At 59.6% G+C, this 16,742-nt stretch carries 10 protein-coding genes; 8 read left to right on the forward strand and 2 right to left on the reverse strand.

From position 1 onward, the window contains the following. Nucleotides 1–608: 608 nt before the first annotated feature. Nucleotides 609–878 (reverse strand): DUF2790 domain-containing protein, encoded by a 270-nt coding sequence (locus tag DYL61_RS24495; RefSeq protein ID WP_105699333.1) that lies wholly within the window; start codon nucleotides 876–878, stop codon nucleotides 609–611. 397 nt (nucleotides 879–1,275) lie between these two features. On the opposite strand from DYL61_RS24495, the gene acs reads away from it, so the two are divergent. From acs to DYL61_RS24530, 7 genes are all read left to right on the forward strand, one after another. Beyond that, nucleotides 1,276–3,231 carry an acetate--CoA ligase gene (gene acs, locus DYL61_RS24500; protein ID WP_105699332.1) on the forward strand — a complete coding sequence of 652 codons (1,956 nt, stop codon included), beginning with the start codon at nucleotides 1,276–1,278 and terminating at the stop codon, nucleotides 3,229–3,231. 649 nt (nucleotides 3,232–3,880) lie between these two features. Continuing rightward, complete coding sequence (locus tag DYL61_RS24505; protein WP_135310480.1) at nucleotides 3,881–4,666, forward strand: ABC transporter substrate-binding protein; 786 nt, start codon at nucleotides 3,881–3,883, stop codon at nucleotides 4,664–4,666. A gap of 91 nt (nucleotides 4,667–4,757) precedes the next feature. Next, nucleotides 4,758–5,447 (forward strand): ABC transporter permease, encoded by a 690-nt coding sequence (locus DYL61_RS24510; RefSeq protein WP_010208305.1) that lies wholly within the window; start codon nucleotides 4,758–4,760, stop codon nucleotides 5,445–5,447. Continuing rightward, nucleotides 5,444–6,142, forward strand: coding sequence for an ABC transporter permease (locus DYL61_RS24515; protein ID WP_105699330.1), 699 nt, complete (start codon nucleotides 5,444–5,446; stop codon nucleotides 6,140–6,142). Before DYL61_RS24510 ends, DYL61_RS24515 begins: the two co-directional genes overlap by 4 nt. 1 nt (nucleotide 6,143) lies before the next feature. Then, nucleotides 6,144–7,256, forward strand: coding sequence for a succinylglutamate desuccinylase/aspartoacylase family protein (locus DYL61_RS24520; RefSeq protein ID WP_135310481.1), 1,113 nt, complete (start codon nucleotides 6,144–6,146; stop codon nucleotides 7,254–7,256). 27 nt (nucleotides 7,257–7,283) lie between these two features. Then, nucleotides 7,284–8,048 carry an ABC transporter ATP-binding protein gene (locus DYL61_RS24525; protein ID WP_105699328.1) on the forward strand — a complete coding sequence of 255 codons (765 nt, stop codon included), beginning with the start codon at nucleotides 7,284–7,286 and terminating at the stop codon, nucleotides 8,046–8,048. Between the two features lie 218 nt (nucleotides 8,049–8,266). Further along, entirely contained in the window at nucleotides 8,267–9,247 is a 981-nt protein-coding gene (locus DYL61_RS24530) for a GlxA family transcriptional regulator (RefSeq protein WP_135310482.1), read from the forward strand. Between the two features lie 6 nt (nucleotides 9,248–9,253). Here DYL61_RS24530 and DYL61_RS24535 read toward each other — a convergent pair whose 3' ends face one another. Beyond that, a complete protein-coding gene (locus tag DYL61_RS24535; protein WP_135310483.1) occupies nucleotides 9,254–15,118 on the reverse strand; it encodes a dermonecrotic toxin domain-containing protein in 5,865 nt (1,954 codons plus the stop codon). 279 nt (nucleotides 15,119–15,397) lie between these two features. Here DYL61_RS24535 and DYL61_RS24540 point away from each other — a divergent pair, with 279 nt between their 5' ends. After that, nucleotides 15,398–16,618, forward strand: coding sequence for an aspartate aminotransferase family protein (locus DYL61_RS24540; RefSeq protein ID WP_135310484.1), 1,221 nt, complete (start codon nucleotides 15,398–15,400; stop codon nucleotides 16,616–16,618). The last annotated feature ends 124 nt before the right edge of the window (nucleotides 16,619–16,742 follow it).

Consider the following 16,742-nt stretch of genomic DNA (forward strand, 5'->3'; position numbering starts at 1 on the left):
CGGTGGCTACTTCGCCGTCTTCTTCTTTGTCGAATTCGTCCCAGCTCAGCATGACGTGTCGTCTCCTGCGTGAGGGCTCAAAGGTGCCCGTGTGAAACCGGATGGTTGGGTGTTCACACGGCCCTGAGGCCGCGGTGGATCTTAAGGAATCGTTTCTTGCAACAGCTCGCGCAGGCATTAAACGGAAATTGCGTAACGGGTGCTCTGCTTGAGGCTGAGGGGCGGAGCGGTAGGTGCTTGCTCCAGCAGGGGCCTCAGGTCTGGCTCTTCGTCCCAGTGTAAAGGGATATTGCAGGCCCGATTTACCCGCGCATTGTAGGGGAAAAAAATGGGTTTGTGTTGGGGCGGATGGTCACGGTGGGCGGCCAGAATGGTATGTTTTTCGGCCAGAGTGCGGGTTTATAAGGCTTTGCTGGGGTTGGATTTTTTTGACGGGTGGTGGGCGGGGTTTTGTGGCTGGGGGAGGAGGGTGGGTGTGGCTGCCGCCGTTTTCGCGAGCAAGCCCGCTCCCACATTTGGATTGGGGGGTGCAAGGAGGTGGGTGCTTTGCCGCAAGAACGATTTCTTGCGGCGAGTAAGGTCAGGTCTGGTTTTAATTAACGAAGTTGTTATCCGTTAGAGCAACCATTACCCATGACATGGTAGTTAAGAATATGACGCTGACCTTGCGAGTCTTCATATTCCATCTTAACCGGTACAACTTCGCACACTTCTGGAATAGTGCTCATGGACAATACTTTGGCTACGTCCAAGTGGGTGCTGTAAGTGTAATCCTCAACAATCGGGGCGTTCTGGCCAGCTACGTCAGTCGGGGCTTCGTCGGCCAGGGCGGCGGTGGCGCACAAGCTGCTGAGGGCCATAACTACTAAAGCTTTCATTTCTCTATTTACCTTATTTAGGTCGAGTGGGGTCACGGGGCCCTTGTGAGGCCGCGTGTGTAACTTAGGATTGGAAAGTTCGGATTAACGTTGCCTTCGTGGGGGCTGTTGCGTTGTTAATCACAGTGTCGTGTTGACGGGGTTGATTTTAGGCCTCTGGGTTATATTCATATACCCGTGCTTTTGATAAACACTTTTGGCGGTTTTTGTAACAATCCCGTGGTAAAGGTTTTTTCACACAGCAAGCAAAGCGCCGCAGCCCGCGGGCTAGAGCCGCAAACGGGCATGCCAGGGCAAAATGTAGGGGCTTGTTACTACCATCGTCGAATGGTTCTATGGGGACGCCCCGGCTACAACAGGGCATACAAAAACAACTATTGTCACCGAGGTAAGAAAGATGAGTGCGGCTTCCCTGTACCCCGTTCGTCCCGAAGTAGCAGCCAATACGCTGACCGACGAGGCGACCTACAAGGCCATGTACCAGCAGTCGGTGGTCAACCCCGACGGTTTCTGGCGTGAACAAGCCAAGCGCCTTGACTGGGTCAAGCCTTTCACCGCAGTCAAGCAAACCTCGTTCGACGATCACCATGTCGACATCAAGTGGTTTGCCGATGGCACCTTGAACGTTTCCTACAACTGCCTGGACCGTCACCTCGCCGAACGTGGCGACCAGGCGGCCATCATCTGGGAAGGCGATGACCCTTCCGAAAGCCGCACCATCACCTACCGCGAGCTGCATGAAGAAGTCTGCAAGTTCGCCAACGCCCTGCGTGGTCAGGATGTGCACCGTGGCGACGTGGTGACTATCTATATGCCGATGATCCCCGAAGCTGTGGTCGCCATGCTGGCGTGTACCCGCATCGGTGCGATTCACTCCGTGGTGTTTGGCGGTTTCTCGCCGGAGGCACTGGCCGGTCGCATCATCGACTGTCGGTCGAAGGTGGTGATCACGGCGGACGAAGGCATCCGCGCGGGTAAGAAAATTCCGCTGAAGGCCAACGTCGACGACGCGCTGACCAACCCGGAAACCAACAGCATCCAGAAAGTCATCGTGTGCAAGCGCACCAATGGCAACATCAAGTGGAACCAGCATCGCGACATCTGGTACGAAGACCTGATGAAAGTGGCGGGCACTGTCTGCGCACCTAAAGAGATGGGCGCCGAAGAAGCGCTGTTCATCCTTTATACCTCCGGCTCCACCGGCAAGCCCAAGGGCGTGCAGCACACCACTGGCGGCTACCTGCTCTACGCGGCGCTGACCCACGAGCGCGTGTTTGACTACCGCCCAGGCGAAATCTACTGGTGCACCGCCGACGTCGGTTGGGTCACCGGCCACACTTACATCGTCTACGGCCCGCTGGCCAATGGTGCGACCACGCTGCTGTTCGAAGGCGTGCCGAACTACCCGGATATCACCCGGGTGGCGAAGATCGTCGACAAGCACAAGGTCAATATCCTCTACACCGCGCCGACCGCCATTCGCGCCATGATGGCTTCCGGCACCGCCGCGTGCGAAGGCGCTGATGGCAGCAGCCTGCGCCTGCTGGGTTCGGTGGGTGAGCCGATCAACCCGGAAGCGTGGGACTGGTACTACAAGAATGTGGGCCAATCCCGTTGCCCGATTGTCGACACCTGGTGGCAGACCGAAACCGGCGGCAACATGATGAGCCCGCTGCCAGGCGCCCATGCGCTCAAACCAGGTTCGGCGGCGCGGCCGTTCTTCGGTGTGGTGCCGGCGCTGGTGGACAACCTGGGTAACCTGATCGAAGGTGCGGCCGAAGGTAACCTGGTGATCCTCGATTCGTGGCCAGGCCAGGCGCGTACCCTGTACGGCGACCATGATCGCTTCGTCGACACTTACTTCAAAACCTTCCGTGGCATGTACTTCACCGGTGACGGCGCGCGTCGTGACGAGGATGGCTACTACTGGATCACCGGCCGTGTGGACGACGTGTTGAACGTGTCCGGCCACCGCATGGGCACTGCCGAGATCGAGAGCGCCATGGTGGCCCACCCTAAAGTCGCGGAAGCGGCGGTGGTCGGTGTGCCCCATGACATCAAGGGGCAGGGCATCTATGTGTATGTCACCCTCAAAAATGGCGAAGAGCCGAACGAAGCGCTGCGCCTGGAGCTGAAAAACTGGGTGCGCAAGGAGATCGGGCCGATTGCTTCGCCGGATGTGATCCAGTGGGCGCCGGGCTTGCCGAAGACCCGTTCGGGGAAAATCATGCGCCGCATTCTGCGCAAGATCGCCACGGCTGAGTATGACGGGCTGGGGGATATCTCCACCCTGGCTGACCCAGGGGTGGTGGCGCATTTGATTGAGACGCACAAGACCATGAACGTCGCGTAAAGCGCATTGATGAGGCCAAAGCCCTGCCCGGTGCAAACCGGGCAGGGCTTTTTTATGGGTTCTGGAAGCCAGTGGAGATCAGTGTGGGAGGGGGCTTGCCCCCGATGGCAGTGTGTCAGCCAGCACAGGTGTGCCTGATGTACCGCTATCGGGGGCAAGCCCCCTCCCACATGGGACCTGCGCCAGTTCAATAAATATCGGTTTCTCTTGTGGGAGGTTTCTGAATGTTACCGCTGTTCATAAATGTGTAACCCTGCGCCCAATCATGAGGCAATGTGCTACACCCGCGCCCCGAAAAAGCCCATTCCAGACCCTTCCAGAAATAAGATTAAACGCCAGACTTGCCGTCCCAGAAGGGTTTGCGAATAATAGGCCCGCAATTTGCAGCATCAACAGGTTTAATATCTTTTGTCTCTGCATAAAATTCAGAGACTGTCAATGTGCTGGACCCGCTATCTCAGTGCTTCTGTAAATTGTTGTCGCATTGAGGAAATATCGGCTTCCGGCCTGTCGTTAGAATGCCGATCACTCGCTCGTCGTCGCAGGTTTAATCTGTGTAGGACGCAGCACCGCTATTCGGTTTCACCTTCGCCGCATCGTGGGCCATGGCTCATACTGCTGTTTTGCCCTATACCGATGGAGTCCCAAGATGAAGAAACTCGTGCTGTTGGGCGCCCTGGCGCTGTCCGTGCTGTCCATGCAGGCTTTCGCTGAAGGCAAGCCTCTGAAAATTGGTATCGAAGCGGCTTACCCTCCGTTTGCCTCCAAGGCGCCGGATGGCAGCATCGTCGGTTTTGACTACGACATCGGTAACGCCCTGTGCGAAGAGATGAAGGTCAAATGTACGTGGGTCGAGCAAGAGTTCGACGGCCTGATCCCAGCGCTGAAAGTGCGCAAGATCGACGCGATCCTGTCGTCTATGTCCATCACCGACGACCGCAAGAAGTCCGTGGACTTCACCAACCGCTACTACCTGACTCCAGCGCGCCTGGTGTTGAAGGAAGGCACCACTGTCAGCGACAGCCTGGATGAATTGAAAGGCAAGAAGATCGGCGTGCAGCGCGGTTCGATCCACGACCGTTTCGCCAAGGAAGTCCTGGCACCTAAAGGCGCCACTGTCGTGCCTTACAGCTCGCAGAACGAAATCTACCTGGACGTGGAAGCCGGTCGCCTCGACGGCACCGTGGCGGACGCCACCCTGTTGCAGGAAGGTTTCCTCGACACTCCAGCGGGCAAAGGCTACGCGTTCACCGGCCCGTCCTTCACCGACATCAAATACTTCGGCGACGGCGTAGGCATCGCGGTACGTAAAGGCGACAAGGAAAACCTGGACCGCATCAACGCTGCCATCGCTGCGATTCGCGCCAATGGCAAGTACAAAGCAATCCAGGACAAGTACTTCAACTTCGACATTTACGGTCCAGAAACCAAGTAAATCGTCGCAGCTGTCTGTCCTGAATGGCGCAAGCAACAGAATTCCTGCGGTTTGCGCCATTTTTTCATCCCCCTTTTCGAGGACCTGAATCATGTTGAAAGGCTACGGGGCCGTTATCCTCGATGGCGCATGGTTGACGCTTCAGCTCGCCTTGTCGTCCATGGCCTTGGCCATTGTTCTGGGTCTGATCGGGGTCGCGCTACGCCTGTCGCCGGTGCGCTGGTTGGCCTGGCTGGGCGACTTGTATTCCACAGTGATCCGCGGGATCCCTGACCTGGTGCTGATCCTGCTGATTTTCTACGGCGGGCAGGACCTGCTTAACCGCGTCGCGCCGATGCTCGGCTACGACGACTATATCGACTTGAACCCCTTGGCCGCCGGTATCGGCACCCTGGGTTTCATCTTTGGCGCCTACCTCTCGGAAACCTTCCGTGGCGCCTTCATGGCCATTCCCAAGGGCCAGGCCGAGGCCGGCCTTGCGTATGGCATGAGCAGTTTTCAGGTGTTTTTCCGGGTGATGGTGCCGCAGATGATTCGTCTGGCGATCCCCGGTTTTACCAATAACTGGCTGGTCCTCACCAAGGCGACGGCGCTGATTTCGGTGGTGGGCCTGCAAGACATGATGTTCAAGGCCAAGCAGGCGGCAGACGCCACCCGCGAACCTTTTACCTTCTTCCTCGCAGTGGCGGCGATGTACCTGGTGATCACCAGCGTGTCGTTGCTGGCCTTGCGTCATCTTGAGAAGCGCTACTCGGTAGGCGTAAGGGCGGCTGATCTATGATCTTCGACTACAACGTCATCTGGGAATCCATGCCGCTGTACCTTGGCGGCCTGCTGACCACCCTGAAATTGCTCGCCATCTCGTTGTTCTTCGGTCTGCTTGCCGCCTTGCCCTTGGGTTTGATGCGTGTGTCCAAGCAGCCAATCGTCAACGGCGCGGCCTGGCTCTACACCTATGTGATTCGCGGCACGCCGATGCTGGTGCAGCTGTTCTTGATCTACTACGGGTTGGCCCAGTTCGAAGCGGTACGTGAAAGCTTCTTGTGGCCGCTGCTGTCCAGCGCCACGTTCTGTGCGTGCCTGGCGTTTGCGATCAACACCAGCGCCTACACCGCCGAGATCATTGCCGGCAGCCTCAAGGCCACGCCCAATGGCGAGATCGAAGCGGCCAAGGCCATGGGCATGTCGCGGGCCACGCTGTATCGCCGCATTCTGCTGCCGTCGGCCCTGCGCCGGGCGCTGCCGCAGTACAGCAACGAAGTGATCATGATGTTGCAGACCACCAGTCTGGCGTCCATCGTCACCCTGATCGACATCACCGGTGCCGCGCGCACCGTGAACGCCCAGTTTTACCTGCCGTTCGAAGCCTATATCACCGCGGGTGTGTTCTACCTGTGCCTGACCTTCATCCTGGTGCGCCTGTTCAAGTTGGCCGAGCGCCGCTGGCTGAGCTACCTGGCTCCACGGAAGCATTGATATGGAACGTATCGATCACCTGTTGCCCTGGGGTCACCTGGGCTGCGAACGCCAGCTGAGCGTGTTCCGTTTCGGCAAGGGCGAACGCAAGGCGTATATCCAGGCCAGCCTGCACGCCGATGAGTTGCCGGGCATGCGCGCCGCCTGGGAGCTGAAAAAGCGCCTCGCCGAGCTTGAAGAACAAGGCGCCCTCAACGGCGTGATCGAGCTGGTGCCGGTGGCCAACCCGATGGGGTTGGGCCAGTTGCTGCAAGGCAGCCACCAGGGGCGTTTCGAGATTGGCAGCGGCAAGAATTTCAACCGCGATTTTGTTGAGTTGAGCGAGCCGGTTGCGGCGCTGCTCGATGGCAAGCTGGGGGATGATCCCCATGCCAATGTGCGCCTGATTCGCCAGGCGATGAGCGATGCACTGCAAGCACTGCCTGAACCTGCGAGCCAACTGCAAGGCATGCAACGTATCCTGCTCAGCCATGCCTGCACCGCCGATGTGGTGCTGGACCTGCATTGCGATGCAGAAGCCGCGCTGCATATGTACGCGTTGCCGCAGCATTGGCCGCAGTGGCGTTCGCTGTCCGCGCACTTGAATGTGAAGGTCGGCCTGCTGGCGGAAGATTCCGGCGGCAGCTCGTTTGATGAAGCTTGCTCGCTGCCATGGTTGCGCTTGTCTCGCACGTTCCCCGAGGCGCAGATTCCATTGGCGTGCCTGGCGACGACGCTGGAGTTGGGCGGCCAGGCCGATACCGGCCGCGATGAGGCGATCTTCCACGCCGAAGGCATTCTCGCGTTCCTGGCCGAGCAAGGCCTGATCAAGGGCGAATGGCCCGCGCCGCAACACGAACCCTGCGAAGGCGTGCCCTTCGAAGGCACCGAATTGCTCTTCGCACCCCACGCCGGGGTGATCAGTTACCTGCGTAAAGCCGGTGACTGGGTAGAAGCCGGCGAACCGATTTTTGAAGTGATTGACCCCCTGGAAGACCGCGTGAGCATCATCCGCGCCGGCACTTCCGGGGTGTTGTTTGCCGTTGAACGGCTACGTTATGCCCAAGCGGGTTTCTGGCTGGCCAAGGTGGCGGGGCGCGAAGCGCTGCGTCACGGGCGCTTGCTCAACGACTGACCACCTGTTTTTGTGAGAACCGACCGCATGTACAAACTTGAAGTCCAAGACCTGCATAAACGCTATGGCAGTCATGAAGTGCTCAAAGGCGTGTCCCTGGCCGCCGCGGCCGGTGATGTGATCAGCATCATCGGTTCCAGTGGTTCGGGCAAAAGTACCTTTTTGCGCTGCATCAACCTGCTGGAGCAACCCCACGCCGGCAAGATTCTGCTCAACAACGAAGAGCTGAAACTGGTAGCGGGCAAGGACGGCGCCATGAAGGCCGCCGACCCTAAACAGCTGCAACGCATGCGTTCACGCCTGTCGATGGTGTTCCAGCATTTCAACCTGTGGTCCCACATGACTGCGCTGGAAAATGTGATGGAAGCCCCGGTGCATGTGCTGGGTGTGTCGAAGAAAGAAGCTCGTGAAAAGGCCGAGCACTACCTGGCCAAGGTCGGCGTGGGCCATCGTAAGGATGCGTTCCCGGGCCACATGTCCGGTGGTGAGCAGCAGCGCGTGGCAATCGCCCGTGCCCTGGCCATGGAGCCTGAGGTGATGCTGTTCGACGAGCCCACCTCGGCACTCGACCCGGAGCTGGTGGGCGAAGTGCTCAAGGTGATGCAGGACCTGGCCCAGGAAGGCCGCACCATGGTGGTGGTCACCCATGAAATGGGCTTTGCCCGTGAAGTGTCGAACCAGTTGGTGTTCTTGCACAAAGGTATCGTTGAAGAGCGCGGCAACCCGCGGGAAGTGTTGGTGAACCCGCAGTCGGAGCGCCTTCAGCAGTTCCTTTCCGGCAGCTTGAAATAATATCTTTGTGAATGAGTAACCCCTGTGGGAGGGGGCTTGCCCCCGATAGCGGTACATCAGATACAGAAATGCTGACTGACACTCCGCCATCGGGGGCAAGTCGAATCGTCGCACCGCCCCTCCCACATTGGATCTGCATCGTTTTTGAGATTTGTGTGGGTTTACGGGCTAGCATTAGCCCACCCTTCATTACCGTTCTTCGCTTCGGATAGCACTCCATGACCGCGCACAAAATTGGTTTCCTGATTTGGCCCAGCACAAAAGCACTCACGCTTGCGCTGGCTGAGGAGGCCTTGCGCGTTGCCCAGCGGGTGCATCCGGAGGTGGTGTATGAACTGTCGTTCTTGCAGGCCGAGCCACCCACCGACAGCGCCTGGCAACTGCCGGGCGAACCATGGACGGGCAAGCTGGAAGGTTTCCAGAAACTGTTCCTGCTGGCGGATGAACCGCCAACGGTCATCGCTTCCCCTCTGAGCACTGCGCTCAAGCAGTTGGTTCGCGCCGGGTGCGTGATTGGCGGTTTGTCCGCCGGTGTGTACCCGCTGGCGCAACTCGGTCTGCTCGATGGCTACCGCGCCGCTGTGCACTGGCGTTGGCAGGATGATTTCGCCGAACGCTTCCCCAAGGTCATCGCCACCAGCCATCTGTTTGACTGGGATCGCGACCGCCTCACCGCGTGTGGTGGCATGTCGGTACTCGACCTGCTGCTGGCGGTACTGGCCCGTGACCACGGTGCCGAACTGGCCGGGGCGGTCTCCGAAGAGCTGGTGGTGGAGCGCATCCGCGAAGGCGGCGAACGCCAGCGCATCCCGCTGCAAAACCGCCTGGGATCCAGCCATCCGAAGCTGACCCAGGCCGTTCTGTTGATGGAAGCCAATATCGAAGAACCGCTCACCACCGACGAAATCGCCCAGCACGTCTGTGTGTCACGACGACAACTCGAACGCATCTTCAAACAATACCTCAACCGCGTCCCCAGCCAGTACTACCTGGAACTGCGCCTGAACAAGGCCCGCCAGATGCTCATGCAAACCAGCAAGTCGATCATCCAGATCGGCCTGTCGTGCGGCTTCTCCTCGGGGCCGCACTTCTCCAGCGCCTACCGTAACTTCTTCGGCGCCACCCCCCGTGAAGACCGCAATCAGCGGCGCAGCAGCAGCCCGTTCGAGCTGTCTTCGGTGCCCGCCGAGCGCGGTTGAGCCGGGTTATTCCTCCTCGGCGTTCGGAGTGGGTGGCTGTATCGGTTCGTTCTGTTCGTTGAGTGCGACTTCAATCACCTGAAAGTCGATGCCGGTGCGCAGGTAGTATTCCCTCAATCGAGCCAGGCTTTGCGCTGAAAGCGGGTTGCCGCGCAGATCGGAGTCTTCATGAAACGTCGGCATCATTTCGAGAATGTCGGCGGGGATCTCCTGGATGTCGTTGTGGCTGAGGTCCAGGTTTTGCAGTTCGGTGAGGTTGAACACACCGTGGGGGACGTGCTGGATGCGCGCCTGACGCAAATGCAGGGACGTCAGTTGGCTCATGCCGCTCACATCCGGAGTATTTCCCAGTGGGTTGTGGCTCATGTCCAGGAACTCTACGGAGCCAAGGTCGGATATCGAGCGTGCCGCATCGGTCGTCAGGCTGATGCCGCAGTGGGACAGCTCCAGGCTGGTCAGTTTGGGCAGGCTGAACAGTGCGGGTGGCAGTTGCCCCAACGAGCTGCGGCTTACGGACAGCGTCTGCAGCCTGGGGAAACCCTCGAGGAAGCCATCAATGGCGGTGAGGGCGCCATCTGCTGTCAGGTCAAGCCGTGAGACGTGTTCGAGGCGCGCAGTCAGTGGCGGCAGTGCCCCCATGATCGGGGCATCGAGAATCAGGGCGTGGGTGAGTTCATCATCGAGACTCTCTTCATCTTCCGGGCTTTCCCGGCGCCAGGCTTGTTCCAGCAAGGTTTTGACGTTGCGCCGGTGCAGCTGTTGTTCGGCCTGGGCTGTTTCGTTCAGTGGGACGTCGAGCACGGGATGCCGCTGCGGCACATTGACCACCCATTGTTCGAGGTCGGTTCCCAACTGGCGGTATTCGGCGTCGAGTTGTATCAGGTGCGGCAGAACCTCACTCATCGTGCCCGGCAGTTTGAAAATGAAGCGGTCCGCCTCCCTGGCAATCAGGCTGGGGTATAGCTGCTGTACCCGTTCGCGCAGCGGCGTGGGCGTTTGGGCATTGAAGTATTCACCGGTGCGTTGGCAATACTGCTTGATGCGTTCCAGGGTCGCATCGGACAGTGGGTTGCCGGCAATATTGAAATCAAACGTGGCGGGCGCCGGTAAGCTGAACGTGGCGTCGGGCAATTCGCGAATTGCATTGTTGCTGAGATTCACGCTCGTGCGTCGCGGGGGGGTGAGCAAGCCTTGCGGGACCTCTCGCAGTCCTGTGCCTTGCAGAGAGACCAATGTAAGGTCGGGAAGTCCACGCAAGTCCAGAGGTCTTTCCAGTGTGTTGTGATCAAGGTTCAGGTACTGCAGGCGCGTGCGACTCTCCAGCGCTTGCTGGCTGGCGAGCGATAGCTTGATACCGCAACGCGACAGGCCCAAATGGGTCAGTCCCGGCAAGTCGAAGACTGTGGGCGAGATATCACCCATCACCGTGTTCTGGATGTTGAGAATATCCAGCGTCGGGAAGCTTTGGAGAAACAGGCCGAGATCAAGTGGGCGACCATCGCCCTCGATGTTGATGTAGCCGATGTGTGCAAACCTGGCGCTGAGCGTCGGTAACTCCCCGACCAGCGCTTGTGGCACTGTCAGTACATGAATGAAGAGGGTTTCGGACGCGGTCTCGCGCCGCCACGTGCGCTCCAGTAAATGTTGCAGGGCCTTTCGCCTGGCCTGTTCCAGCGGTGACAGTCGCTCCTCCAGCGACCAATGGTCAAGCTCATGTTGCAATGTCTCCAGCTCGCCGGCCAGGCGCGCCAGTTCGCGTTTGCCGGCTTCGATATCGCCCGGCAGCGAAAAAATGATCCGGTTCAGTTCATCGTTGCTCAGTGATGGGTACAGTCTTTGCGCGTCTCGTTGATCCACCTCTGGGGCTTCGATTTCCCAATGGCTGCCATGGGTCTGAAAGTAGCGTTTTACGTGTTCCAGGGTCTCGCGTGACAGCGGGTTGCCGGAAAGGTCAAAGCGATGGCTGGCTGCTGATGACATCTCGAACAAGGCCTCGGGCAACTCGCGAATGCGGTTGTCACTCAAGAACACGGTTTCAAGTTCGGTGAGGGTCAGTACGCCACGTGGTAGGCGGTCGATGCCGGTGCTGGACAGGTCCAGGTCCAGCAGGTCGCTCATTGACGCGATATCGGGCACCAACCCCAGAGGGTTGCGATGCAGGTTCAGGCCGCGCAGGCGATGCATTGACGCCAGCTGCGCGTTGCTCGTGGGGTTCAGGGTGATGTGGCAGTTGTCCAGGTTCAGTGTGTTCAGGTTAGGCAGGGTATGAAGGGTGTCAGGTAGTTCGCCAAGGTGAATATCTCTGATCTCCAGGTGGCGCACGTGGCGAAACAACGGCAGCAACGCTTCGGTGCCTTGCGTACCATCATTGCCAACCACGCCCAGCAGACTCACGTGGTCGAAGTTTGCGTTCAGGCGTGGCAACTCTCCCAGGATCGGAAGGTCGAGCCGCAACGTATAACCGTTGCGGTCAGGCTCTTCAAAATAGTCATCAATGTCTGTTTCGCGACGCCAGCACCGTTGAATTTGATCCGCAATCAGTGCGCGATTCTGACGGTCATATTGGCGTTGTCGGGGACGTAGCAGCGTTTGCGTGGTTGGATGATGTGTGGGCGTATCGCGTTGCCAGCCGTACAGGTCCAGTGCCAGTTGTCGATATTCGTCGTCCAATGCCGTGAGTCGGGCATCGGCACCTCCAGGATGATGGGCCAAACTGTCAACAAAAGCCTGGGCTTGCGGGTCGGACAAGCGCGGGTAGAGCGCTCGCGCCCGCTGTAGCAGGGTCTGCGGTGGACCGGCGTTCGCCGCTTCGACGGGGTAGCCGCTGTCACTGCCGAGCAGGCGCAGGGTCTCGATAGGCGGTGGGTCGCTGTCGTCGGGCTTGAGCAGGGTACGCAGTTCATCGCGGGGCAGTGGGCGCTGACGCAGGCGGTGGCGCAATTCGGCAGTTTGATGAATTTCGATGTGCAATGCTTCACGCTGGGCATCGGGGAGGGCGTGCAGCACTGCCGTGTACAGATCGGTTTCGCCGTGTAGCGGGCCCTTGGCGTCATGGGGCACATAGCGGCCTTGTTCGGTGCGTACCAGCAGGCGTCGAATCGGCGCAGTGTCAGGGCCTATGCTGTTCCAAAGGTCGCCCTCTTTATTCAAGTGGCGCGCCTCAAGGTGTATCTGGTCCGACCAGCCAGGTTGCAGCCTCAGCGAATTGAGGGCCAGGCGGTCGGTGTCAAGGTTGTGCATCGCCTCAAGATGCTGGCCTTCATAGGCACGGTTGACGCGCAATTCATCCATGACGCTGTGGGCCAGTTGGCCCAAGTGCTCGGGTGTCTGGCGCAGGTCCAGCGCTTGCAGGTCGGCGCCGCTGGCTTGAAGCAAAAGGCTGTCGGCGATACTCGCCGGAAGGCCTGGCGCGATGTGTTGCACCTGCCGGGTGAGTGGTTCGCGAGCGTATTGCAGTGGGGCGTAGCGCGAATCGAACAGCGCACCTCGTTGGCTTTCAGCGATGTCCGCGAGCTTTTTACGCAGGTTGCGTGTGCGAGCTTCCAGGCTCAGTTGCGGGTCGCTGGCGCGCTCGCCGAACTGCGCGGTGATTTCGTCAGGACTCAAGGCGCTGAGGACAGTTTTGAGCAGGTCGCCATTTTTCAGTTGGTCTTCGTGGATGCGCACGCTGGGCTTTTCGGGGGCACCAAAGGACCAGGTAACCTGGCCGCGCTCGTTGAAAAACGCCAAGGCTTTTGTCTTGGGCCAGTAACCGTAACTGGTCAGCAGTTGCAGTTGGTCCTGTGGGTCGATGGCGTGATACACGGCGGGGTCGTCGCTGCGCAGGTTGTCGATCAACTGCTGAAGGTCACGGTCGATCTTCAGGCGTGCCAAGGTGTCACCGAGCAACGGCGGGGTCGGTTCGCTGTTGACGTGCATTCTGCGCAGCGCGCCTTCCGTTACGCCGCTGATGCCCAGGGCCAGCTCGCGGTCGTCGGCGCCTAACCCCTGCACCGTGTGACCCAGCCGTTCCAGCAGCTTTGAGCGATCCCACTGCTGGGGGGACTCGAGCTCCGTGTGCCAGGCGCCCGTGCCGTTATGGCGTACCTCGGGCTTGTAGGCGTCGGGGCGAGTGGGGTGTTTGATACGGTAGTGCCGACTGTCGAGCGGTTTTTCCACTGCGTAGAGTTTGCCGTCCAGCGGCAACATCGTCTCGCCGTTGACCGCGTGCAAACCCTGTTCATTGAAGCCCAGGCGTGGTGACGCGGCATAGGGTTGCTGGTAGGGCCCCAGATCAGGCTTCCAGTAGCGGCGGTTTCTGTTCGCCAATTTCACCGGTTTGAAGCGATCGATAAAGGCCAGTACGTCCTTGGGCAAGACTTTGCGCAGTTCGGTCACACCAATGGTGGCGCCTACGGCAAAAGCGCCCAACTGCACGCCCGCCTCGACTACCCCGGCAAAGTGGCCGAACGCTTCCAGGCCTTCGCCTTCTGCCCAGTCGATGACGCCTTCGAAGACTTCATCCAGCAGTTGATACGCCATATAACCCAGCATCAATTCGCCAAGCCCAGGCACAAACGGCGCCGCCACCTGCACAACAGCATTGAGGATCGCCAAGGCCACGTTGACAAATGAGTCCCACAGCGCCCAGCGCGCCGCGCTGTCGGCATTGGCGGTGGACACCGCGAGGGTGCGGGCGTCGTTCAGTAGTTTGTTGAGTTTTTGCTGATACAGGTGTTGCCACGGATTGCCGGTCATCGGGCTGGCAACGAACTGCAGTTTGGGGTCACTGGTGGGCTCCTTGCGCCAGGGTGCCAGGCCGCTTCCCGGTTCAGGCGGGTGGAAGGTTATTTTCGCCAGGCGCTGGCTCAAACCGGCAAAGAACGTGCCGCGCCGGTCGTGGTCGACAAAGCGGCTGAAAAACACCTGGTAACCCTCGTCTCGCAACTGGCGTACCAACTCTTGCTTGAACGCCAGGGGCGAGGCGTATTGCTTGATCGGGTGGGCAGGGTCATCCGGTATATAGGCCACCAGACGTTGGGCGTCGCGTGAAGTTTCAAGGTTAGGGGCAAACAGCAGGATGCCGGTGAGCGGGGCGTCCATCAGGCTCAGCCTGTGGCACAGCAAGGGGGCCCCATCGAGCGTCACGTTGTGCTCGTCTTTTATCAAGGCTTCAATCCGTCGGCGCACGCCTTCGTCGATGTCGCCGGTGATCGTCGCCAGCTGCAGCGAGGCCCGCAACTGGGCTTTCTGGCTGGCATCGACCTTATGCTGCAATACGGCAGCGGACACCGGCTCGTCCATGCCCAATTGCGTGCGCAGGTACGCGGCATAGCGGGCGCCGATGTCCAGCTCACGGCAGAGGCGGGTGAAGGCGGTGATGGAGATTACCTGGCGAATGGCTGGCAACGTATCGAACTGGCCAGCGCTATCTGGTTGGCTAATGTAGGTGGATGCCGGCTCGAAGGCGTTGTCTTGGGTTTCGCTGTAGTCGAAGTTATGCAGGGCTGCGTCGAGCAGGGAGACGGTCCAGGTACGTGCGCCACCGGTGCGGATTGAAAACCACGTTGCGGTTTGCGGGATATAGAGACGCAGGTAGACGGATGCGCTGTTCAGGTCGAGGCTGAAGCGGTTGAGTAGCGCGTCCTCAAGGATCGGTTTGGCAAAGGTCTTGGCGTCTTGCAGTTTTTCCAGGGTGCCATCGACGCGGTTCTGCGCTTGCCAGTGGGCGGCGTTCAGTTGATGCAGTTCGGTGCGTTGGGCTGCGGTGCCTGCCAGCACCCGTGGCGCAGTGTGTTTGAGGGCTTCACGCTTGCCGGGGCTGGCCTGGCCCAGCCAGCGTGGCACGGCGGTGGTAAGGGGGTAGTAGTGGTGGTCGGGGTGTCTGCCCATGAGGCTTATCTCGGAAATTCGGAAAGAACCTCAGTAGATCAAGTGGCGCACCGTGGGAGAGGCTAGATAGTTAGGGCGTTTGACCCTGCCGCAAACCCTTTGCGCAGTTTAAACTGCGCCATTGCGACGGTAATTGTCGCATTGGCGTAAACCCGCCAAGATCGTGGGTTTGCGCTATAAGAAGTTGTCGCTTGGCGACAAGGCTGCACTGAAAACTGTCCTTACAATCCCTGCATCGCCCGCCATGTCCAGGCAGGCGTTCCTCTTCAGGAGACTCCGATGTCCGTTGAGCAAGCCCCGGTGCAACGTGCCGATTTCGACCAGGTCATGGTGCCTAACTACGCACCGGCCGCATTCATTCCCGTACGTGGCGAAGGCTCGCGCGTGTGGGACCAGGCGGGTCGTGAGCTGATCGACTTTGCCGGCGGCATCGCGGTCAACGTTTTGGGCCACGCCCACCCGGCGCTGGTCGGTGCACTGACCGAACAGGCCAACAAGCTGTGGCATGTCTCCAACGTCTTCACCAATGAGCCGGCCCTGCGCCTGGCTCATAAGCTGATCGACGCCACCTTTGCCGAGCGCGTGTTCTTCTGCAACTCCGGCGCCGAGGCCAACGAGGCTGCGTTCAAGCTGGCCCGTCGCGTCGCGTTCGACCGTTTCGGTGATGAGAAATACGAAATCATCGCCGCGCTGAACAGCTTCCATGGCCGTACCCTGTTTACCGTCAACGTCGGTGGCCAGTCCAAGTACTCCGATGGCTTCGGTCCTAAAATCACCGGCATCACCCACGTTCCCTATAACGACCTGGCTGCGTTGAAAGCCGCCGTGTCGGACAAGACCTGCGCGGTTGTATTGGAGCCGATCCAGGGCGAAGGCGGCGTGCTGCCGGCCGAGCTGGCCTACCTGCAAGGTGCCCGTGAACTGTGCGACGCGAACAACGCGCTGCTGGTGTTCGACGAAGTGCAAACCGGCATGGGCCGCACCGGCCACCTGTTCGCCTACCAGCACTACGGCGTCACGCCGGACATCCTCACCAGCGCCAAGAGCCTGGGCGGCGGCTTCCCGATTGCAGCGATGCTCACCACCGAAGCGCTGGCCAAGCACCTGGTGGTCGGCACCCACGGCACCACCTACGGCGGCAACCCGCTGGCATGCGCGGTGGCCGAAGCGGTGATCGACGTGATCAACACCCCAGAAGTGCTGGCCGGTGTGAACGCCAGGCACGACCTGTTCAAGGCGCGCCTGGAACAGATCGGCAAGCAGTACGGCATCTTCACCGAGGTGCGCGGCATGGGCCTGTTGATCGGTTGCGTGCTGAGCGATGCGTTCAAGGGCAAGGCCAAGGACGTGTTTAACGCGGCCGAAAAAGAAAACCTGATGATCCTGCAAGCCGGCCCGGATGTGGTGCGCTTTGCGCCGAGCCTGGTGGTGGACGAGGCGGATATCACTGAAGGTCTGGATCGTTTTGAACGTGCTGTGAAAAGCCTGACACAAGCCTGATACACATTTGTCTGCCTGACTGGGTCAAAAATGTGGGAGGGGGGCTTGCCCCCGATAGCGGTGGATCAGTCACCTGATTTATCTACTGACAGACTGCTATCGGGGGCAAGCCCCCTCCCACATT

It is taken from the genome of Pseudomonas nabeulensis, assembly GCF_004682045.1.
GTDB lineage: Bacteria > Pseudomonadota > Gammaproteobacteria > Pseudomonadales > Pseudomonadaceae > Aquipseudomonas > Aquipseudomonas nabeulensis.

Coding starts and splice junctions, on each gene's coding strand:
- DYL61_RS24495 (WP_105699333.1), bottom strand. CDS start 878: ATGAAAGCTTTAGTAGTTATGGCCCTCAGCAGCTTGTGCGCCACCGCC.
- acs (WP_105699332.1), top strand. CDS start 1,276: ATGAGTGCGGCTTCCCTGTACCCCGTTCGTCCCGAAGTAGCAGCCAAT.
- DYL61_RS24505 (WP_135310480.1), top strand. CDS start 3,881: ATGAAGAAACTCGTGCTGTTGGGCGCCCTGGCGCTGTCCGTGCTGTCC.
- DYL61_RS24510 (WP_010208305.1), top strand. CDS start 4,758: ATGTTGAAAGGCTACGGGGCCGTTATCCTCGATGGCGCATGGTTGACG.
- DYL61_RS24515 (WP_105699330.1), top strand. CDS start 5,444: ATGATCTTCGACTACAACGTCATCTGGGAATCCATGCCGCTGTACCTT.
- DYL61_RS24520 (WP_135310481.1), top strand. CDS start 6,144: ATGGAACGTATCGATCACCTGTTGCCCTGGGGTCACCTGGGCTGCGAA.
- DYL61_RS24525 (WP_105699328.1), top strand. CDS start 7,284: ATGTACAAACTTGAAGTCCAAGACCTGCATAAACGCTATGGCAGTCAT.
- DYL61_RS24530 (WP_135310482.1), top strand. CDS start 8,267: ATGACCGCGCACAAAATTGGTTTCCTGATTTGGCCCAGCACAAAAGCA.
- DYL61_RS24535 (WP_135310483.1), bottom strand. CDS start 15,118: ATGGGCAGACACCCCGACCACCACTACTACCCCCTTACCACCGCCGTG.
- DYL61_RS24540 (WP_135310484.1), top strand. CDS start 15,398: ATGTCCGTTGAGCAAGCCCCGGTGCAACGTGCCGATTTCGACCAGGTC.